This is a genomic window from Sanguibacteroides sp. AM78-02pH3A, from assembly GCF_027666085.1.
GTDB classification, from domain to species: Bacteria; Bacteroidota; Bacteroidia; order Bacteroidales; family Marinifilaceae; genus Gabonibacter; species Gabonibacter massiliensis.
Map to the genome: position 1 here is coordinate 26,389 of NZ_JAQEHX010000003.1, position 19,532 is coordinate 45,920.

The 19,532-nt window shown below is 40.8% G+C and carries 14 protein-coding genes; all 14 read left to right on the plus strand.

All coding sequences use genetic code 11. The annotated features are described in order from the left end of the window. The first annotated feature begins 10 nt into the window (after positions 1-10). The 14 genes from PGR74_RS05125 (at position 11) to PGR74_RS05190 (ending at position 19,523) form a co-directional block, all read left to right on the plus strand. On the plus strand, positions 11-1,390 hold the full coding sequence (locus PGR74_RS05125; protein WP_041502692.1) for a RagB/SusD family nutrient uptake outer membrane protein: 1,380 nt from the start codon (positions 11-13) through the stop codon (positions 1,388-1,390). Positions 1,391-1,421: 31 nt separating this feature from the next. Next, a complete protein-coding gene (locus PGR74_RS05130; protein WP_146216442.1) occupies positions 1,422-1,628 on the plus strand; it encodes a hypothetical protein in 207 nt (68 codons plus the stop codon). Between the two features lie 35 nt (positions 1,629-1,663). Then, the gene (locus PGR74_RS05135; protein ID WP_041502694.1) at positions 1,664-2,899 is read left to right on the plus strand and encodes a hypothetical protein; all 1,236 of its coding nucleotides are present in this window, start codon (positions 1,664-1,666) and stop codon (positions 2,897-2,899) included. Positions 2,900-3,444: 545 nt separating this feature from the next. Further along, positions 3,445-3,636 (plus strand): hypothetical protein, encoded by a 192-nt coding sequence (locus tag PGR74_RS05140; RefSeq protein ID WP_052634440.1) that lies wholly within the window; start codon positions 3,445-3,447, stop codon positions 3,634-3,636. A gap of 150 nt (positions 3,637-3,786) precedes the next feature. Beyond that, positions 3,787-4,101 (plus strand): sigma factor-like helix-turn-helix DNA-binding protein, encoded by a 315-nt coding sequence (locus tag PGR74_RS05145; protein WP_052649379.1) that lies wholly within the window; start codon positions 3,787-3,789, stop codon positions 4,099-4,101. Between the two features lie 54 nt (positions 4,102-4,155). Next, positions 4,156-4,695: an RNA polymerase sigma-70 factor gene (locus PGR74_RS05150; protein WP_041502723.1), complete on the plus strand. Its 540-nt coding sequence runs from the start codon at positions 4,156-4,158 to the stop codon at positions 4,693-4,695. A 144-nt stretch (positions 4,696-4,839) separates the two neighbouring features. Continuing rightward, a complete protein-coding gene (locus tag PGR74_RS05155; RefSeq protein WP_041502695.1) occupies positions 4,840-6,003 on the plus strand; it encodes a FecR family protein in 1,164 nt (387 codons plus the stop codon). A 241-nt stretch (positions 6,004-6,244) separates the two neighbouring features. Next, positions 6,245-9,787, plus strand: coding sequence for a SusC/RagA family TonB-linked outer membrane protein (locus PGR74_RS05160; RefSeq protein ID WP_237143301.1), 3,543 nt, complete (start codon positions 6,245-6,247; stop codon positions 9,785-9,787). A 10-nt stretch (positions 9,788-9,797) separates the two neighbouring features. Continuing rightward, positions 9,798-11,336, plus strand: coding sequence for a RagB/SusD family nutrient uptake outer membrane protein (locus PGR74_RS05165; protein ID WP_041502697.1), 1,539 nt, complete (start codon positions 9,798-9,800; stop codon positions 11,334-11,336). 17 nt (positions 11,337-11,353) lie between these two features. Further along, positions 11,354-12,238: a hypothetical protein gene (locus PGR74_RS05170; protein WP_041505047.1), complete on the plus strand. Its 885-nt coding sequence runs from the start codon at positions 11,354-11,356 to the stop codon at positions 12,236-12,238. Between the two features lie 12 nt (positions 12,239-12,250). Beyond that, complete coding sequence (locus PGR74_RS05175) at positions 12,251-12,949, plus strand: fibrobacter succinogenes major paralogous domain-containing protein (RefSeq protein ID WP_082027508.1); 699 nt, start codon at positions 12,251-12,253, stop codon at positions 12,947-12,949. A gap of 390 nt (positions 12,950-13,339) precedes the next feature. Further along, complete coding sequence (locus PGR74_RS05180; RefSeq protein WP_041502700.1) at positions 13,340-14,503, plus strand: FecR family protein; 1,164 nt, start codon at positions 13,340-13,342, stop codon at positions 14,501-14,503. Positions 14,504-14,721: 218 nt separating this feature from the next. Continuing rightward, positions 14,722-18,009, plus strand: coding sequence for a SusC/RagA family TonB-linked outer membrane protein (locus PGR74_RS05185; RefSeq protein WP_041502724.1), 3,288 nt, complete (start codon positions 14,722-14,724; stop codon positions 18,007-18,009). 14 nt (positions 18,010-18,023) lie between these two features. After that, positions 18,024-19,523: a RagB/SusD family nutrient uptake outer membrane protein gene (locus PGR74_RS05190; RefSeq protein ID WP_110688775.1), complete on the plus strand. Its 1,500-nt coding sequence runs from the start codon at positions 18,024-18,026 to the stop codon at positions 19,521-19,523. Positions 19,524-19,532: the final 9 nt, after the last annotated feature.

Here is a 19,532-nt window from a genome sequence, read left to right on the forward strand (position 1 = left end):
ATGACAGGATATGAAAAATTTGAAATTATATATATTATTGGTATTTAGCTTTTGCTGTTCTTGTAAAGATTATTTGGATGTCAAAGAGCAGGGTGTTGCTATTCCCAAAAGCGCCGAAGAGTTCTCGGCTATTCTCCATGCCCGACTGAACGATATGGATTACGGGAGTGAGGAGGTCGTTTTGGGAAATGCGAGGACCATTCTGAATTATGAATGTTACGGTGATAACCAGAATACGAATTTGTCGACGGCGGGAATCTCGTTGCCTATATACGTGGGTTCGAAAATCAATGATTTCCAGTCTGATTACGAGGAGTTATATGCCGTGATCCGGGATTGTAACCTGATTTTGGATAACATGGAACAGCGGGACTCCGAGTTAGGAAAAAATGTGTTGGGAACAGCTTATGCTTTGAGAGCCGTTTGCTATTATAACTTGATGCGGAATTTTTGCGAACCTTATGATCCGGAAAGGGCTGAAGATAGGTTGGGCTTACCGATAGTCAGTACTTTCGATATGGAAGCAAAGCCTGTTCGCTCCGATTTGAAAACTACGGCAAAATTTATTGAAGAAGATTTGAAAAAAGCCATTACTTATAATGTGCAGGAAGGGATGTACCGTTTTACGGCGGATGTGGCAAAGGCTTATTTAGCCCGGCTTTATTTCTGGTGTCAGGATTGGGGTAATGCTATTCCGGTAGCAAAAGAGATTTTAGAAAAATATCCCTTGTTGTCGGGGCAGGACTATACGGATATGATTCAGAGTCAGAACACTCAAAAAGGAAATATTTTGTTAAGATCTTACGTGATTTCCGGGGATTTTTATTCAGATTCGGATTACGCGGATGCGAAGAGAGATGCTAAATACCGCCCCGCGAGAAAAGAGTTTGTGGATCTGTTTGTCGAGAAAGGAAGAGACGTGCGTTACGCTATCTCTTTCGATGAGAAAAGGTTGAATATGAAAAATATTTTTTCCGGAGTACGTAGTGCGGAGATGTGTTTGATTTTGGCCGAGTCTTACGCTCATCAAAGTAATGGGACATCGGAAGCCTTGTCGTATTTAAACCAGTTGCGGGAGAAACGGATTAGCGATTACGTCCCCTATACCCTTGAAACTTTGCCGGAGGTAAACCCGAATGCCCGGATTAAGGTGGATGCGACCGGAGCCTCTTTGACCAAATTGATGTCGGCTATTTTCGATGAACGTCGGAAAGAGTTGTATATGGAAGGAGACCGTTGGTTTGAGTTGAAACGAAACGGACGCCCGGAATTCTGGGTTGCAAGAAACGGATTGAAGTACGAGACGAGTACTTATCTGTACACGGCTCCCTTGCCTAAAAATGATATCGCCCTGTTGCCGGGATTGATTCAAAATGAAGGATATGAATAATAGTGTCAAACGAAACAAAACAGGTAGAATTATGAAAAAGCTAATATATATTTTGGTTATGGGCGGGATGTTCTCTTTTATCGGTTGCGGCGATGTCGGAGATTATCCTAAAAAGTCCGATGATTATAAAAATGTGGATCCTTATGTGTTGCCTAAAGCAAAGGTGTTGACTCAGGAGGAGCGGGATGCGGTTCAGGCGGAACGGGATGAGTATACAACGGCTACGGAAGTGGAGTAGTTCGAATGATCTTCTAATAATTAAAATGAAAGCATATGAAAAATATATTGTTTCTATTCGCTCTGTTCACTTTCGGTTGTTTGGCAACAGGGTGTAACGATGATGATGATAAAGATTCGACCCTATCTTTTGACCGGGCCGTGTATATTTTGCAAGCGGAAGCTCCGTTAGAGATTACCCTTTTAGCATCTGTTCCGGCGAGCGAGGCTTTTTCGGTCCCTTTTGATATTACGGGAACAGCTGTTTTGGATGAAGATTATACGATTTCGGCCCGTCAATTCGAATTTAAACCGGGGGAGTCGAGCGCAAAAATAGTGATTACGCCTAAAGACAATCTTAACGAGGGGCGTGAGATCAAGTTGGCCTTGAAACCGGTATCCGGATACCGATTGTGGAATAATAAGATCGCCATGATTCCGATAGAATTGAAAGAACGATTCAGTTGTTCTTTTATGAAGGCAAAAACCGAATTGACGCAAAAATTGGATGTGGAAATACAGATTAGCGGAGAATTGAACAGTAGTAGCGTGCCTTCCGTGGATTTGCATTTACCGTTTATTTTTACCGAAGCGACAACCGCCGAATTAGGAAAACATTTTTCTATTGAAGGAGATGTGAATGAATTTGTTATTCCGGCGGGCCAGAAAAAAGCTAAAATCAGCATTGACTTTTTAGCATTGGAAGCCGGAAAAGACATAATCGAACTGGAGTTAGATCCGGATGCCCGCTTTTTTGTCGGAGACTACAATAGGCTGACGATTAAAATCGTAGGTCCTTCTTTTTATGAGCGGATGTTAGGAAAATGGGCATTCAAAGAATTTGCCAGCTACGAGTTTATCGTCGGGTGGTGCGAGTATCCTAACGATTTGGATAATATGCCGTTGGATAACCGTTCGGATGATATTTTGGAATTTGTATCTGGAGAAAAAGACGAGTTGAAAGTACATATGACCGGAGATCTGCGGAAGTATTTCCGGGATAGCGAGGTGACGTTCCTCGGGGAGATAGAGGATGAGGTGAGTGATTTGGAAGATATTATATTACTGCCTTATATGGAGTTGAGTAATGTAAACGTTACCTTCTCCGACAACCAGATGGATATACGTCCTGCCAGAGTCGGATTCCGAGTGCTCGATAACGGTAAAACGCTTGAAGTGCATATCGTGGATTTCGAACCTGTTGATTTCTTGCAGGATACTTATGCCGACTGGGGAGACGAGATTGCTTATTTCTACCGAATGAGGTATCTTTTCACGAAGGTGGAAGAGTAGAAAGAGTTTTTTACGAGGGATATAACCTTTCGTGGGTGTTTTAAGGAAAGATCGTGATATTTTTATATATCACGATTTTTTTACGATAATAATCTCCTGTATACAAGCGATTTTTCTTGACTTGGAGTATTTATGAATATACTGAAATTAGGAAAATATATCTTTTGGATTATGATGTTTCAAATACAGAAGATCGGTGATGCGATGTACGAATAAGTGGTTTTAACAGTGTAAAAAAGAAGCAGGTTACGGTTTATCGGACTTGCTTTCTTTTATTTGTAACATGCCGGTGTTGTGGTTTATGGTGTTCTGCGAATTTTAATTAATTGAATATCTGCTTAATAATGATAACAAAAACATAAAATAAAAGTTTGTTGTAAGTGGTGTATTGCTTGTCAGGCTTTTTTTATAGGCAGAACTAAATTTGAGGTCAGTATGTTAATTCGTGATGAAATTAAGATTTATTATTTTTTGTTGCTCTCTTTTAATTACTTTTATTGTAAATAGAAGGTGATTTAATATTCGTAGCGTGAGTGTGTGTCGTTATGCAAGATTCTGATAATGATATATGTCTATTACTGAAAAACCGGGATGTAAAGGGAATGGAACTTCTTTTCAAGGAATATTACAGGCCTTTGGTTTTATGGGCTGACACCTTTCTGAATAACATGAGTCAGGCAGAAGATTTAATACAGGATTTCTTCATTAATATTGTGGGAACGAAAAGTGGAGAGTAAGTTGTATCCTCGTACTTTGAAATCTTATCTTTTTACGGCAGTAAAAAATCTATCGTTAAATGTGTTAGAAAAGATCGATCCTCTAAAGGGGGGTTATGATGTTGCTAAAATAGATGTTCCGAGTCTGGAATATAAGACCTGAATGAAAAGATGCTTTGTAAGATCGAACAGGAGATTGAGAATTTGCCTCCGCAAAGTCGAAATGTGGTTAAATGTATTTATTTAAAAGGGATGCGTTATAAGGAGACGGCAGAAGAATTGAATATATCTGTTGCTACGGTTAAGACATTGCTGGTTAATTCATTAAAAAGAATGAGAGAGAATACATCGGAAATCGATCTTGAGGTATTGTTACTTTTTATTCAAAAATCTTTGGATAGGTGCGATCGTTTTGATCTTTTCTTGCCTGTTTTCTCGGGAGTTCTGTCGATGATTAAAAATAAACAGTTTGTTTGTTCGGATTAAAATTTAAAATAAAAATATATCTTTGTTTGCAGTAGTATAGTGATTTTAGTATCGATGGTTGAACTTGCCCGTGTATATTTAGGAAACTCTCAAAATTTTAAGACGCAGTATGAGATTCATTTTACCGCGTTAAAGTTTTTCGCTATGCGCTACGTGGGAGACGAGGAGGTGGCCTGTGATTTGATTCAGGATATGTTTGTGAAATTATGGGAGAGAAAAGAGAGTTTTGAAAACGATCAGGTATTGAAAACCTATTTGTACAGGGCGGTAAGGAATAATTGCCTGACCTATATACGCGACAAAAGACGTATGGAGAAACGATTGGAAGATCACCAGGAAGAAGATACGGAAGAGTCTTTTGTCACTAAAGTGATGGAAGCGGAGGTTTACGCTTTGATAAATGAAATATTTGAGGAGTTGCCCGACGCCTGTAAAAAAGTATATTCCCGTAGCCTGGAAGGTAAGAGTCACCAGGAAATTTCCGAAGAGTTACATATTGCAATTAATACAATCAAGCGTCATAAAAATAATGCAAATCACTATTTAAGAGAACGTTTGGAGAAAATATTGAGTCTCGTTTTAAGCCTTTCCTGATTTTTTTGTCAAAAAGATGATTTTTTTATGACACCTGGAATGTATTCTGGTGTCTATATAATACTGTTTATGAAATGGAGATTTATAAACGAAATAGAAACTTATGGGGTGAAAACAATGTCGTGCCGAATTTGAACGGATGTTATGGATATTATACATATAAAAAAGATAAGAAAAATAATCGTAAAACAGTTGATCGGGGAGATCAGCGAACCCGAGAAACGCTTGTTGGACGAGTGGTTGCTTCGGTCGGAGGAAAATAGAAAACTTTTTGAAAGGGTGACTTCCGGGGAGTTTGTCGGCCACGCGATTATGGATGATTATACGGTCGATAGGCGGAAGGTATGGCGGAAAATAGAACGTCAAACGGTTTGTCGGCGATGGAGTGGAAAATATCGTAATCCTATCCGGGTTGCTGCTGTCGTTTTGGTACTTATAGGTGTAGGCTTGTATTATATGGTGGCCGATAAAAAGGAATGTCCGGGTATCGTATTGGTAAAAGACAAAATAGTTTCGGGTAAATCCAAGGCTATACTCGAGTTGGCTAATGGAAATAAGATTGTTTTGGAGAACGATACGACCTTTCGATTCGGGGAGGAGGGGCTTGTTATGGTTAATCGGAGCGATACATTGGATATGGCGGAAGGGGGAGAGAATAAGACCTCCGGCGAATATCACACGATACGGATTCCCCGGGGAGGTGAATATGTAGCCCGACTTAGCGAGGGTACGGTCGTCTGTTTGAACGCGGAGTCGGAACTTCGGGTTCCGGTTGTTTTCGATACAAGTACAAGGGAAGTGTATTTCAATGGAGAGGGGTATTTCTCTGTGGCGAAAGATGCGGGTAGACCTTTTATCATTTATACGGATGGTTTGAGTATTAAAGTGTTGGGGACGGAATTTGTGCTTCGTTCTTATCGGAATGAGGAGGAGATTATCACCACCTTGGTAAAGGGAGCGGTAGAAGTGACCGACGGCCGGGATAGTTGCCGGTTGCTACCCAATCATCAGGCCCGGGTAAATAAGGACGGACAGATGTCGGTAAAAGAAGTTGACGCGTATCGCTATATGGCTTGGACGACAGGTCGTATGGTTTTTGAAAACGAACGCCTTGAAACGATTATGGATGAGTTGAGCCGTTGGTATGATGTGGACGTGTTTTATAGCAGTCAGGATTTAAAGAATTTGCGATTTACAATGGATGTAAAGAAATATAGCGATCTGGATAAGTTTACGGCTTTGATGGAAAAAACGGGTAAGGTTTCTTTCCGGATTAAAGATAGAACTGTGGTCGTGAGTAAACAATAAAAAGAAGAGGATAGTACCGCAAATACTATCCTCGATTAGCCGTAACGGGCTAAGTAAAAACTAAAAAACAAAGTTATGGAAAAAGATCAACAAATGAAAATCCTTTGAAACAAATGAAATTCTGTCTCTGCCGCAAACAGAGGTAATGGTGCTAATGCAAAAACTAAAAACAAATGTTATGAGAAAAACAAATGTCTGTTTCAGGCCGTTGGGCCTGAGGCTTCTCCCAATTTTACGAATTATGAAGATTATATGCTTATTCTTATTGTTGTTTGTCGGTCAATTGAATGCAGGTACGTTTGCTCAAAATAGGCGGTTGGATATTGATGTGAAGAATGCATCGCTTCGGGACGTGTTTGAGCAGATCAAACAAAAATCCGGTATTAGTTTTATGTTTAGTAATGACGATGTAAAACAGGTGGGGCGTAAGAGTATTCAAATGAAGAATGCGGATGTTGAGGCAATTTTGAATAAGTGTCTGGAGGGTACGGGACTGACTTATGAATTAATGGATAATGTGGCTATTATTCGTAAAATAAAATCTTTTGAAAAAGATAGCGTAAAAGATTTAATATTAAAAGGTGTCGTGAAGGATGAAACCGGTTCTCCTTTACCCGGGGTAACGATTAGAATAAAAGGTACAACAATCGGGGTAACCACGGATCAGAACGGAGTTTATAAATTATTGCTTCCCAAGGATACGGCAACGGTTGTTTTCACGTTTATAGGCATGCAGACCGTGGAACGAAAATACACGGGGCAAAAAGAGATCAATGTGGTATTGAAGGAGAGAGCCACAGAGGTGGATGAGGTGGTCGTGGTAACGGGATATGAAACTATTCAGAAAAAGAGATTGACGAGTGCCATCACGAGTATTAAGGCCGAAGATATCATTGTTTCGGGCTTGTCTTCCATAGATCAAATGCTGGAAGGACATATTCCGGATATGATGTTTATGGTGAATTCCGGAGAGGTCGGGGTTGTGCCTAAGATCAGGATCCGTGGGACCTCTACCTTGATCGGTAACCGCGAACCCTTGTGGGTGGTGGACGGTGTTGTGATGAAAGATCCTGTTCCGGTGAGTCCCGATGAACTGAACGATCCTGACTATGTAAATCGTATCGGTAACGCTATTGCCGGGCTGAATCCTCAGGATATTGAAAACATAAACGTGTTGAAGGATGCTTCGGCAACTGCTCTATATGGGGCCAAAGCCGCTAACGGGGTTATCCTGATCACGACCAAGAAAGGGCATAAGGGTAAAATGTTGGTGAGTTACAATATGACTACGACCATGAAACGCCGTCCCCGGTATTCCGACAATAAAATCAACGTGATGAATTCAAAAGAGCGGATGGATTTTTCGCGGGATTTGTTTAACTCTCGTTATAAATATAGTAACAATATGACGGAGGTCGGCTTTGAAGGATTAGCAAAACGGCTATATGACCGGGAGATCGGTTATAAACAATTCAAGGAGGGAGTAGACCAGTTAGAGACGGAGAATACGGATTGGTTCGATTTGTTGACGGAAGACTCCTTTTCACATCAGCATACCTTGAGTTTGACGGGAGGAACGAAGGATTTGCGTTACTACTCTTCCGTGGGATATGCCAGGGATAATGACGTGATAAAGGGTAACCGGAACGAACGTTACACCGTGGTGTTGAATATGGATGCCAATTTAACGAAGTACTTGGCGGCTTCCTTCAGTATAAAAGGAAATGTAGGGGAACGGAAGTATAATCAATCCTCGCTGGCTCCGATGGATTATGCTTATAACACGAGTAGGACGATACCTGCTTATGCAGGGGACGGCAGTTACTTCTTTTATGGTAAATACAACGGGGTGGTTCCGTATAAATTTAATATACTGAATGAATTGGAACATAGCGGTTATAAACAGAATAATTCGAATATAATGTTTGATGCCCGCTTGAACTTTACGTTTACGAACTACCTGAATGCCCAAGTGTTGTTTTCTTATTCCACGTCGAATACGGAGATCGAGGGGTATTATGACGAACAAACCAATTACGTGGCGAATTTACGTAAGTCGGAATATGGCGTCGAACCGGTTAAGGCAACATCGGAATTGCCGTTTGGAGGAGAGTTAAACAAGGATTATACTCGTAATAATGATTATACATTGCGATTGCAACTTAACTTTAATAAGTATTTCGGTAGTGAAGACCAGCATAATTTGAATGCGGTTCTCGGTTATGAGATGAATTCTTCAAAATACAACGGATACACGAGCACCACGAGAGGATATTATCCGGATCGGGGAAAACAATTTGCACAAGGAACCTCTTTGGAAGAGTATTCTGCTTATAGAAGTTGGCTGGAAAACAATGCTTATCCGGTGCTGACAGATAATATTACGAATCTGCTTGCCGGTTTCCTGACGGTATCTTATAGTTATTTTACCTATTTCACGTTAAATGCCAATGCCCGCATCGACGGATCAAATAAATTCGGGGATCAGAGTAATGACAAGTTGCTGCCTGTTTGGTCGGTCTCCGGGGTGTATAATATTTCGGAACATTGGCAAGGCGAGTCGGATATTGTCAATAATTTATCATTGAAATTGTCTTACGGTTACCAAGGAAATATGCTCGAGGGACAATCTCCCGTGATGACTATCAATAAGAAACCGACCGATCCTTATTACAATGAGTTGGTTTCTAAGGTGGTCAATTATCCCAATCCGAAGTTAAAATGGGAAAAAACAAGTTCGTTTAATGCCGGTTTGGAGTTTTCTTTGTTTCGGAATCGTTTGATGATGAGCGTGGATTATTACTATAAGCGTACGGTAGATGCTTTCTTGTCGAAACCGATATCTTCGGTGAACGGATTGAATCAATACGTGGTTAATTCCGGTAACGTGGAGAATCAGGGGTATAGTATCGCGGTAACTCTCTCTCCGGTCAAAACGTCGGATTTCAAATGGACGTTGTCCACCTATTTTTCCGATTCTTTCAATAAGTTGAAAACCAAACCCGGAGCGGAGCAATACGAACTTTCCAATTTCTTGAATGGTACGGCTTTAGTAAAAGGGAAATCCGTGGGAACATTCTATTCTTATAAATTCATCGGCTTGAATCCTATAGACGGGGGGCCCGTATTCGATGATATGCAGGAGCATAGTGAAGATTTGAAAAATTTGAGTAAATACGATACTTATACTCAGGTATTGACGGCTTCCGGTTCACGCGAACCGACCATGTCCGGCGGTATTACCAATACATTGAAATATAAAAACATGCGTTTGAGTTGTAATTTAGCTTATAGCTTGGGGGCTAAAGTTCGTTTGTTCAAATTATACAATAACACGACAACCTGGGATCCGGAAAAAAACGTAAACCGGGAGTTCAGTAAACGTTGGCGACAGCCCGGAGACGAGGCTCATACTAATATTCCGGCTACTATCAATACGACTTCAGCCGCGTATACTTATTATAATGATCATTGGTCGGCTAAAGACGGCTACGAGGGACAATTGATTGCCCGTAATTATTGGGACATGTATAATTATGGCAACCAACGGGTCGTGAGTGCCAATTATTTGAAATGTACGAACCTGAGTTTTACGTACGCTATTGCAGACCACTTGTTGCAAAAGTGGGGATTGAGTCGTCTCGAGGTTACGTTGGCTACGACTAATTTGTTTACGATTTGTTCTTCCGAATTAAAAGGGCAGACTCCGACACAAAGCGGTTTTGCTGAAATTCAGTTATCAGACCGTCCGACTTATTCTTTGGGTATTAATGTTTCATTTTAAAGCTTAAACGATGAAAGTACGATATATAATTGGGATATTGCTGTTAATCACAACTTCATGTTCTGATTTTTTGGAAGAGTATTCACAGGATACGGCGTATGTCCGGGGATACGAGGATTTGGATCAACTGCTCTTGGGTGATGGCTATATGGAGGTTGTCGCTTCCAGCCAGTTAGGAGACGAGAGAGTAAGTAGTTTTTATTATCCGTATATTCATTTCATGTCGGATGAGACTCAGGAGTGTATTTGGGCGACTTTAGACTACGGCAGGACCAGTCGCGAGGCTATTTTCGGGTATTATACCTGGCAACGGAGGGTCGGAATGAATGTGGAAGGAACGGCCCGAAATGCGGAGGACCGGGATTGGGATCGCCTCTACAAGCATATTAATATCGCAAATATGGTCATTAAGGCGATAGATAAAGAAGGGGCAGACTCCGATGCGGGGCGTCAGGCGATACAGCGTATAAAGGGAGAAGCCCATTTTCTGAGGGCTGCCTATTACTTCACCCTGGTGAATCTGTACGGGAAACCTTATTCTAAATCGACGGCATCCTCTGACCCGGGAGTTCCCTTGAAGTTGACGGATTACGTGGAGGATGTAAAATTTAATCAAAGAAATAGTGTTGAAAGTGTATATCGCCAAGTCATTGCCGATTTGGAAATAGCAGAAACCTGTTTGGAAGGGATTCCGACAAAAAGTATTTACAGGGCAGATATCTCCGCTACAAATTTGTTGCAAAGTCGGGTATACTTGTATATGCAAGATTATAAGAATGCTAGAATTTATGCTCAAAAAGTGATAGACCGGAAAAGTGACCTGGTGAATCTAAATACGTTTAATTCGACGGATAATTACTTCCTCTCTTCGAAATCGGTAGAAACCATATTTTCTATGGGATCGAATGTTATTCCGAATACGGTAACCGGTTATACCCGGGATTTTATTATCTCGGAAGAATTGTATAAGGAGTTTGAACCTTATAAAGAGAATGAAGACCTGAGACAAACGGTATTTTTGGAACGAAAAGGTGGTAATTATATCAGCAGAAAAGTAAAACCCGGAAGAACGGGCAGGATAGATGTTTCGGATAATTTCCTTTTCAGAACTTCAGAAGCTTATCTGAACCTTGCAGAAGCGGCAGCTTGCGGGGGAGACGAAGCGACCGCATTGACCGCATTAAATACGTTACGGGAGAAGCGGATGAAAAGAGAGGGATACGTGAAAATTGCGTTGAGTGGAAACGAACTGATTACCTTTATTCGAAATGAACGTTTTCGGGAGTTGTGTTTCGAAGGACATCGGTGGTTCGACCTGCGTCGTTACACGGTAAACGAGAAATTACCCTATACGAAAACCATTCGTCACACGTTTACCTATTTTGAAGAGGATTGGGACGGAACAGTTCCGATTAGAAGCACGGTATACGAGTTGAAGGAGAATGACTCCGCTTACACATTGCCTATTCCGACCGAAGTTGTCGAATTCGACGGAGTAAAGGACAATCCGCGGGAAGACCGGACGGTTGTTGAGGTAATCAATTATTGAATTTTAATTTTTAGATTATGGATTATATACATACAATATTGGGTATGCTCGTTTTAGGGTTGTTGTGTTTGTCTTGTGGATCGGAGGATCATCTGTTACCCAGCGGGCTGGATAAGAATTATTTTGAAGCACCTGGGGATGCAACCGATGCGGAATCGGTTTTGAGAAGGGAGTTTTTCACGAAGAACGGTTCATATTTGATTTTTAACGATACTCTTCATCGGGAATTAAAGGGGACGGATGAAGAAGGAAATCCGCTTTATACCTATGAACTTTTGGATATCGGTTACGGGATGACAAGTATCTCTTCCAATCGTTATGCCTATGACTACCTGAAAACGATAGATGAGAAAGAAATAGCAGTAACATTTCTTGAAAATCGGATTATGCCGGTTATCACGGAAGCTCTTCGCCCTTACTCCGTATTGGCAACCCAATTGGTAAAAGAATCGGTACAAAAGTATGGAGAGTGGACTACCAGTAATATCGATTTTTATTGGGGGATGAGGACTTTGGCAATTGCTTTGTCCGGAATTGAAAATATGACGGAAGAACAACAAGCTGTACTTGCCGATAGAATCGTGGAGGGTATTGTTCGCCAAAAAGTGAACGCTCTCGGTAATAATTATCTGACAGAATTTTATAAGCCCGGTGAGAATTATTATGAGGTTTCCAGAAGTAAATTCCCGAATATCTCGGACGTGAAAACAATCGGCTTCCTGAGTTCGCCGACATATACATTTCCTAAGAAGTCCGTGGATCTGGAGGCTTACTTGAATGCCTTTTTTTCCCAAACAGAGGAGGAATTTATGCTTGAAAATAAGGATTACCCGGTAGTGCAGGAAAAATATAGGGCTTTGAAAGAGGCTATAAAGAAAATAGGTTTTAATGTTGTACGGTAAAATAAAACGAATATGATGCGAATAAAGACCTTTATGATAAGTATTGTATTTCTCACGCTACTGTTTGCTTGTGAGAAAGATGAGAAAGAACTTACCGTGAAACCGAAGGCGGAAGGTGTCTTCGTGGATAATAGAACCGGGATCGAGTATAGTTGGGTCCGTATCGGTAATTTGGACTGGATGGTACAGAACCTGAGCGGAACTTTTGATGATATTGAATTAGGTTCCGTGGAGCCTTATTACAATACGGACGAGTCGGATGATAAACAGTTGGAGGATATTATGGGGAATATGGAAAAATACGGTTTTCTGTATACTTACGAAAAAGCATTGGCCGCAGCTCCCGAAGGATGGCGCGTAGCGACCGACGAGGATTGGCAACAATTGGAAAAAGCATTGGGAATGAAAGATAATGAGTTGGATCAATTGGGATTTCGTGGAAGTATTCAAGGTGAGTTAATGCAACAAGGAGCGGATGGGACCGGATTACATATGCAATTGGGTGGTTATTACGGGTGGTTTAGCGAATCTCGTGGGAAGTGCGATTATTTAGGAGTATACGGTTTCTTTTGGGCTGCCTCTGCCGACGAAAATTCGGAAAAAGCTGTTTATCGGAAAATTGTTTATAATTCGCCTCAGGTTTACAGGGGGACGACATTAAAAATAAAAAGAATGAGTGTCAGGTGTGTGCGGGATGCGCAAGATAAATAGAGTAAACAGGAGTAAATAAGACCTGTGTAATGGGGTACGGGTAGGACATTTTGTTCTACCCGTATTTTATATATAGAGGTAGAGGGTCTGCCTTTGATATACAACGATATTTCGATATGGTGAAAAGTCTGATTTTTTAATAAATATTTTGGGGAGAAAAATTGCTTTCTATTTAAACTTTTCTTCGTTTTTCTTAAAAAAAATAATTTTCTTATAACACCAAAATAACTTTTTGGCGTCTCTAATATAGTATGCTTATTAAATGAACGTTTATTTATATTAAAAATGCTTTCCCCTTTAGCGAGCTATTTTTGCTCATTATCAATATGTTGATAAAAACATTTTTCTTAAAATATGCTGACGTTTGGTTTCTCAATAAACGTTGGTATTATGAGAGTTTGCAAGATAGATAAGATAAAGAAAATCATTGTAAAACAGATCATCGGGAGTATCAGTGAGTTAGAAAAACAGGAGTTGGATACTTGGTTGCTTCAATCAGAAGAACATGAAAAGCTTTTTGAAAAAATAACGTCTGGAGAATTTATTAATCAGGCTATTACGGATGATAATGTGACGATAAAACGTGATGTTTGGCGGAAAATAGATCGTCGAATTTCGAAAAAAAGAAGCATCTTAATGTATCGTCATCTTATTCGCGTTGCAGCTGTTGTCTTGATATTTCTTGGTGTCGGTTTCTATTACATGATGCGGAAGGACATCTCCAAACAAGCCCCTTTATTAACGGAAGAAAAGATATTGCCCGGTAAATCCATGGCCATTCTCGAACTGGCCGGAGGGCGTAAGATCGTTTTAAATAACGATACTGTTTTTCGTTTGGAGGCGGCTGGTTCCGTTATGGTTAACCGGAGGGATACCTTAGATATATCCGGGGAATCTGTACAGAATAGCATTATCGAGTATCATACCATTCGGATTCCCCGCGGAGGGGAGTATGTGGCAAAGCTGAGTGAAGGTACCGTAGTTTGTCTGAATGCGGAATCGGAACTTCGTGTTCCGTCTGTTTTTGATGCAGACTCGAGAGAAGTCTATTTTAGTGGAGAAGGTTATTTCTCGGTAGCTCAGGATTCGAACAGACCTTTTATCGTTCATGTGAATGGATTGGATATTAGAGTGTTAGGGACGGAGTTCGTGCTCCGTTCATATCGTTATGAAAAGGAAATGGTTACGACATTGGTGAAAGGTGTTGTTGATGTTATCGGGGTTCATGATAGTTGTCGGTTATTTCCCGATTATCAGGCTCGAATAAGTAAAGATGGGAAAATAGGGGTAAGGCAGGTGGACGTGTATCGATATCTGGCTTGGAAGAAAGGGCGAATGGTTTTTGAAAATGAGCGGCTTGAAACGATTATGGATGAGTTAAGTCGTTGGTATGATGTAAATGTCTCTTATTGCAGTCCGGATTTAAAGGATTTACGGTTTACAATGGACATAAAAAAATACAGTAATCTGGATGAGTTTATATCGTTAATGGAAAAGATGAATAAGATTTTCTTCCGGATAAAAAACAAAACAATAGTTGTTGAAAAACTGTGATACAGGAGAAGGAATCTATCCTTGATTAGTCGATAAATAAAAGTATAACATGATGAAAAAGATCAATCTATGAAAATGTTTCGAAACAGATGAGATTTTGTCTTTGCCGCAAACAGAGATAAGTAGTGCTAATGTAAAAACTAAAAACAAATGTTATGAGAAAAAAAAGAGTCTGTTTCAGGTTTATAGACCTGAGATTTTATCCAATTCTACGAATTATGAAGATTACATGTTTATTCTTGTTTCTCGTAGTCAGTCAATTGAGTGCGAGTACGTTCGCCCAGAATGTGAAGTTGGATATCGATTTGAAAAAAGCATCCCTTCGGGAGGTGTTTGAACAGATCAAGCAAAAATCCGGTATCAGCTTTATGTTTAGTAACGATGATGTGAAAAATGTAGCAAGGAAAGATATCCGAATGAAAAATGCGGATGTCGTGGCTATTTTGAATAAATGTTTGGAAGGAACCGGTTTGACTTACGAGCTGAGTAATAATGTAGTGATCGTTCGTAAGATGAGAGCTCCGGCACGGGATAGTGTCAAGAGTGTTATTATAAAAGGCTCCGTGAAAGATGAGGCGGGGTTACCCCTCCCTGGCGTAACGGTTCGTATAAAAGGTTCGACCTTAGGGGTATCAACAGATAATGACGGACGATTCAAGCTTAGTTTGTCTAAAAAGGATTCGACCCTAATACTCGTGTTCACCTTTATCGGGATGGAGTCCCAGGAAATTGCGTTGAAAAATCGGGAGGAGATACATGTGGTCATGAAAGAGGAGAAGGTAAAATTGGAAGATGTTGTTATCACGGGTTACGCCAATATTTCCAGGCAATCTTTTACGGGAAATGCCCGTACGATGACAGCAGCGGAATTGAAAAAGATTTCCCCGACAAATATTCTGAAATCTATTCAAGTATTAGATCCTTCTTTTCGTATAGCGGTGAACAATGACATGGGATCTAATCCGAACGTTTTGCCGGAAATCAGTATTCGGGGAGCTTCGGGCATTGGTATTACGGAATTGGACGAGGCAAATGTCTCTAAGACGGCATTACAGAATAATCCGAACTTGCCGACCTTTATTATGGATGGGTTTGAGGTGAATGTAAGTAAGGTTTACGATATGGATATTAACCGAATTGAATCCATTACCTTGTTGAAGGATGCTGCCGCTACGGCTATTTACGGTTCTCGGGCCGCTAACGGAGTTGTCGTGATCACTACCGTTGCTCCCCGGGAGGGACAGGTTTTGTTTACTTATAATTATGACCTGAACATACAAACTCCGGATTTGAGGGATTATAATTTAATGAACGCGAGAGAAAAGGTACAAGCGGAGAAGGCGGCAGGACTTTTTGATCAGAATTTTTGGGAGGAGGCTTATTATCAGTACAAACTCAGGCTGATAGAAAAGGGAATCGAGACGGATTGGTTGTTTCAGCCTTTACGCAACACGACTAGTAGCAAACACTACTTAAGAATGGAGGGAGGAACGAAAGAACTACGTTATGGTATCGATGTAAATTATCAGGGGAATAACGGGGTAATGAAAGGTTCTGAAAGAAAAAGGTTTGGAATTAGTTTTGAGGTACAGTATAATACCGGTAAATTGATGTTTAAAAATATGGCAGGTTACACCGCTGTGAATTCGGAAGAATCTCCTTTCGGGGCCTTTTCCCAATACACCGGAATGAATCCTTATTACCCTTATTTAGATGAAGACGGAACCATTTCCAAGGTGATCAGGGAACGGAATGGCGGAACCATTGTTAATCCTTTATATGATGCCTATAACGGGAGTTATGATAAGACCAAAACGAAAGAGTTTTTGGATAATTTTTCGATCCAATACTATTTGACCAATAAGATTCATTTTAAGGGAAACATTGCCCTAACCTATACCACGGGAACCTCCGATGCCTATACCTCTCCGGAGTCCGGAAAATACGTCTCTAAAAGTTATAAGGGTGAGATAACGTTGGGAAATACTTCCGCCACGACGATTGACGGTGGTGTTTTCGGGTATTACAATGATATGATCGGGTTTCATAATATTAATCTGGTTGCCGGAATAAATGTCAAAGAGAGTTCGGATGAAAGTCGTAGTGTTTATTTAAGAGATATTCCGACAGGTGGTTTTTCCAATCCGCAATTTGCCCGTGAATTTCCGAATGCTCCTACTGTTTATCAGCAGAAAACCAGACTTTTCGGAGCCATGGTTTCGATGAACTATACCTATAATAATATTTATTTGGCAGATGCGACTTGGCGTTTGGATGGAAATTCGGCTTTTGGAAGTGAAACACGTTTCGCTCCTTTTTGGTCCGGAGGATTGGGATTGAATATTCACAACTATTCTTTTATGAAAGGTGTGGATTGGCTATCTGAACTGAAGATCCGCGGTTCGTATGGCGTGACCGGAAAGGCAAATTTCCCGGCCAATACGGCCAGAACCGTTTATAAGATCAATGGAGAATACGTCTATCCCACGGGAGCCGGCGGTAATATTACAGCCATGGGAAATAAAAATTTAAAGTGGGAAAAAACGAAAATTACCGATTTGGGGGGAACGATTAATTTGTTCGACGGAACGATTGTTTTCACGGGAACTTACTATTTTAGAAAAACGGTAGATTTGATTGCCGATATGTATATTCCTTCTTCTTCGGGTTTTTTATCCTATAAAGAGAATATCGGAGAGATCACCAATAACGGGTACGAGTTGAGCCTGCGAGTGAAAGCTTTGGGAAAGAAAAATGCACAGCTCTATTTTTCCGGTAATATGGCATCCAATAAAAACGAGATAAAGAAAATATCGGAATCTTTAAAGTCCTACAATCAAAAAATAGAGGAGAAATACCAGGACCGTGTAAATTATAGCGAAGCGAAGAAGCCTCTTTTGAAATACGTGGAAGGAGCTTCTACAACATCCATTTATGCCATGCAGTCATTGGGGATCGATCCTCAGACGGGTGAAGAGATGTTTCGCTATAAAGACGGGAGCACGGGAACGGCTTGGATTGCGGCTGAAAATGTGGCTTGTGGTAATACGGAACCTAAGCTCAACGGAACTTTCTCGTCCAATCTTTTTCTTTATGGTTTTACGCTCGATCTGTACTTTACCTATACTTATGGAGGGCAACAGTATAATCAGACGTTACAGACAAAAATCGAAAACGCAAATATCGCCAATAATGTGGATAAACGGGTGTTTACCGATCGGTGGAAGGAAGAGGGGGATATTGCGGGTTTCAAGAGTTTAAAAGATTGGAATATTCCGACTAATCCTACCAGTCGTTTTGTGCAGGATGACAATACGTTGACCTTACAGTCTTTGTCTTTCGGCTACGAGTTACCCGATCGGATTACCCAAAAATTCCGTTTCACTCGAGTAAGGTTTACTTTTAATATGAACGATGTATTCAGGGTGTCATCGATAAAGCAGGAAAGAGGGTTGTCGTACCCGTTTGCCAGAAATTATAGTTTTTCAATCAATGTAGGTTTCTAACAAAATATAAGAGTATGAAAAAGAGATATATACTAAGTATGATTTTACTGGCATTTGTATCCGTATCATGTGATAAATGGTTGGATGTAAAGCCGGAGTTAGATATATACGAGGAGACATTATTCGAAAAGACACAGGGCTATTACGTTGCTTTGAATGGTTTGTATATCGATATAGCGCAAGCCGAATTATACGGGCAAGAGTTGTCCTGGGGAGCGATTGAAGCCTGGGGACGTAGTTATACCTTACATGAAACAGGCCATAAAGGTTATAACCAGATTATGAAATTTGAGTACGACCAATCGGAAGCTAAATCAATCGGAGCCTCTATCTGGTTGAGTTGCTATAAGGTGATCGCTGAAGCCAATAACTTGATTCAAAACTTGGAACAGGATAAGGAGATAAAATTTAAATATGGTGATGTGACGAAAAACATGATTCTGGCTGAAGCATACGCTATCCGGGCAATGATGCATTTTGAACTGGTTCGGATTTACGCCAAGGCTCCGATCGACGATGAGGGAGGAGTCTCTTCTTTTGTTCCTTACGTGACAGAGTATCCTTCCCGTTTGAATCTCCCCATTCCGACAAAAGAGTTGTTACAGCACTTGATTGCAGATTTGGAGAAAGCCAAGGAATGGGTAAAACCATTTGATACGGATCCGGAATATCCCGGGTATATTTCTTACCAATACGGGACCTTAGGGGTAAGGATAAAATTAGATGATGGTGTGGGTTATTCTCCTCAGGCAGATGATGAATTTTTCAGGTATAGAGCCAACCGATTAAGCTATTTTCCCATTACACAATTGTTGGCCCGGGTGTGTTTGTATGCCGGAGAGAAAGATAAGGCATACGAAAATGCAAATGAGATTGTAACCATGGCGGAACGAAAAACGACCTATAATTTTGTCGCTCCGGGATATATCGGAGATCCGATGACGTTAACAACGGTGGAACCCCGGTTGCAGACAGAGATGCTTTTCGGGTCTTACAATGCTAAATTGTCGGATTTGACGGAAAAGTATTTCGGGGCCAAAGCCGGGAATTATACATTGAAAGTAAACGATAAGGTGAATATTTTCAGTACGAATCCGAATGATGTCAGGTTGGCTGCAATACCTCGGGATATCATAACCAAATACTCTTTGGACGGTAAGGTGCAGGATAATATGGTTGCGGCCAAATCCTTAATTCCCGTACTGCGATTTCCCGAATGCTATTATATAGCGGCTGAAAGTATTTTTGACAAAGACAAGGCGAGAGCCATCGAATTGTTCAATAAGGTGGTGGAAGCCCGGAATAATGCTGTTTATGACTTGGATATGAACGTGGATAAGGCCGATTTTATGGAAGCGATCGTGCGGGAGTATCGCCGGGAGTTTATAGGGGAAGGACAAATGGTGTATGTTTACAAGAGATTGAACCTGCCTTTACGTGAGAACGGTACGACTGTTCCTCATGACGGGAAGTTAGTGATGCCTATACCGGATTCGGAAGCCGGTTTACAATAAACTGACGTG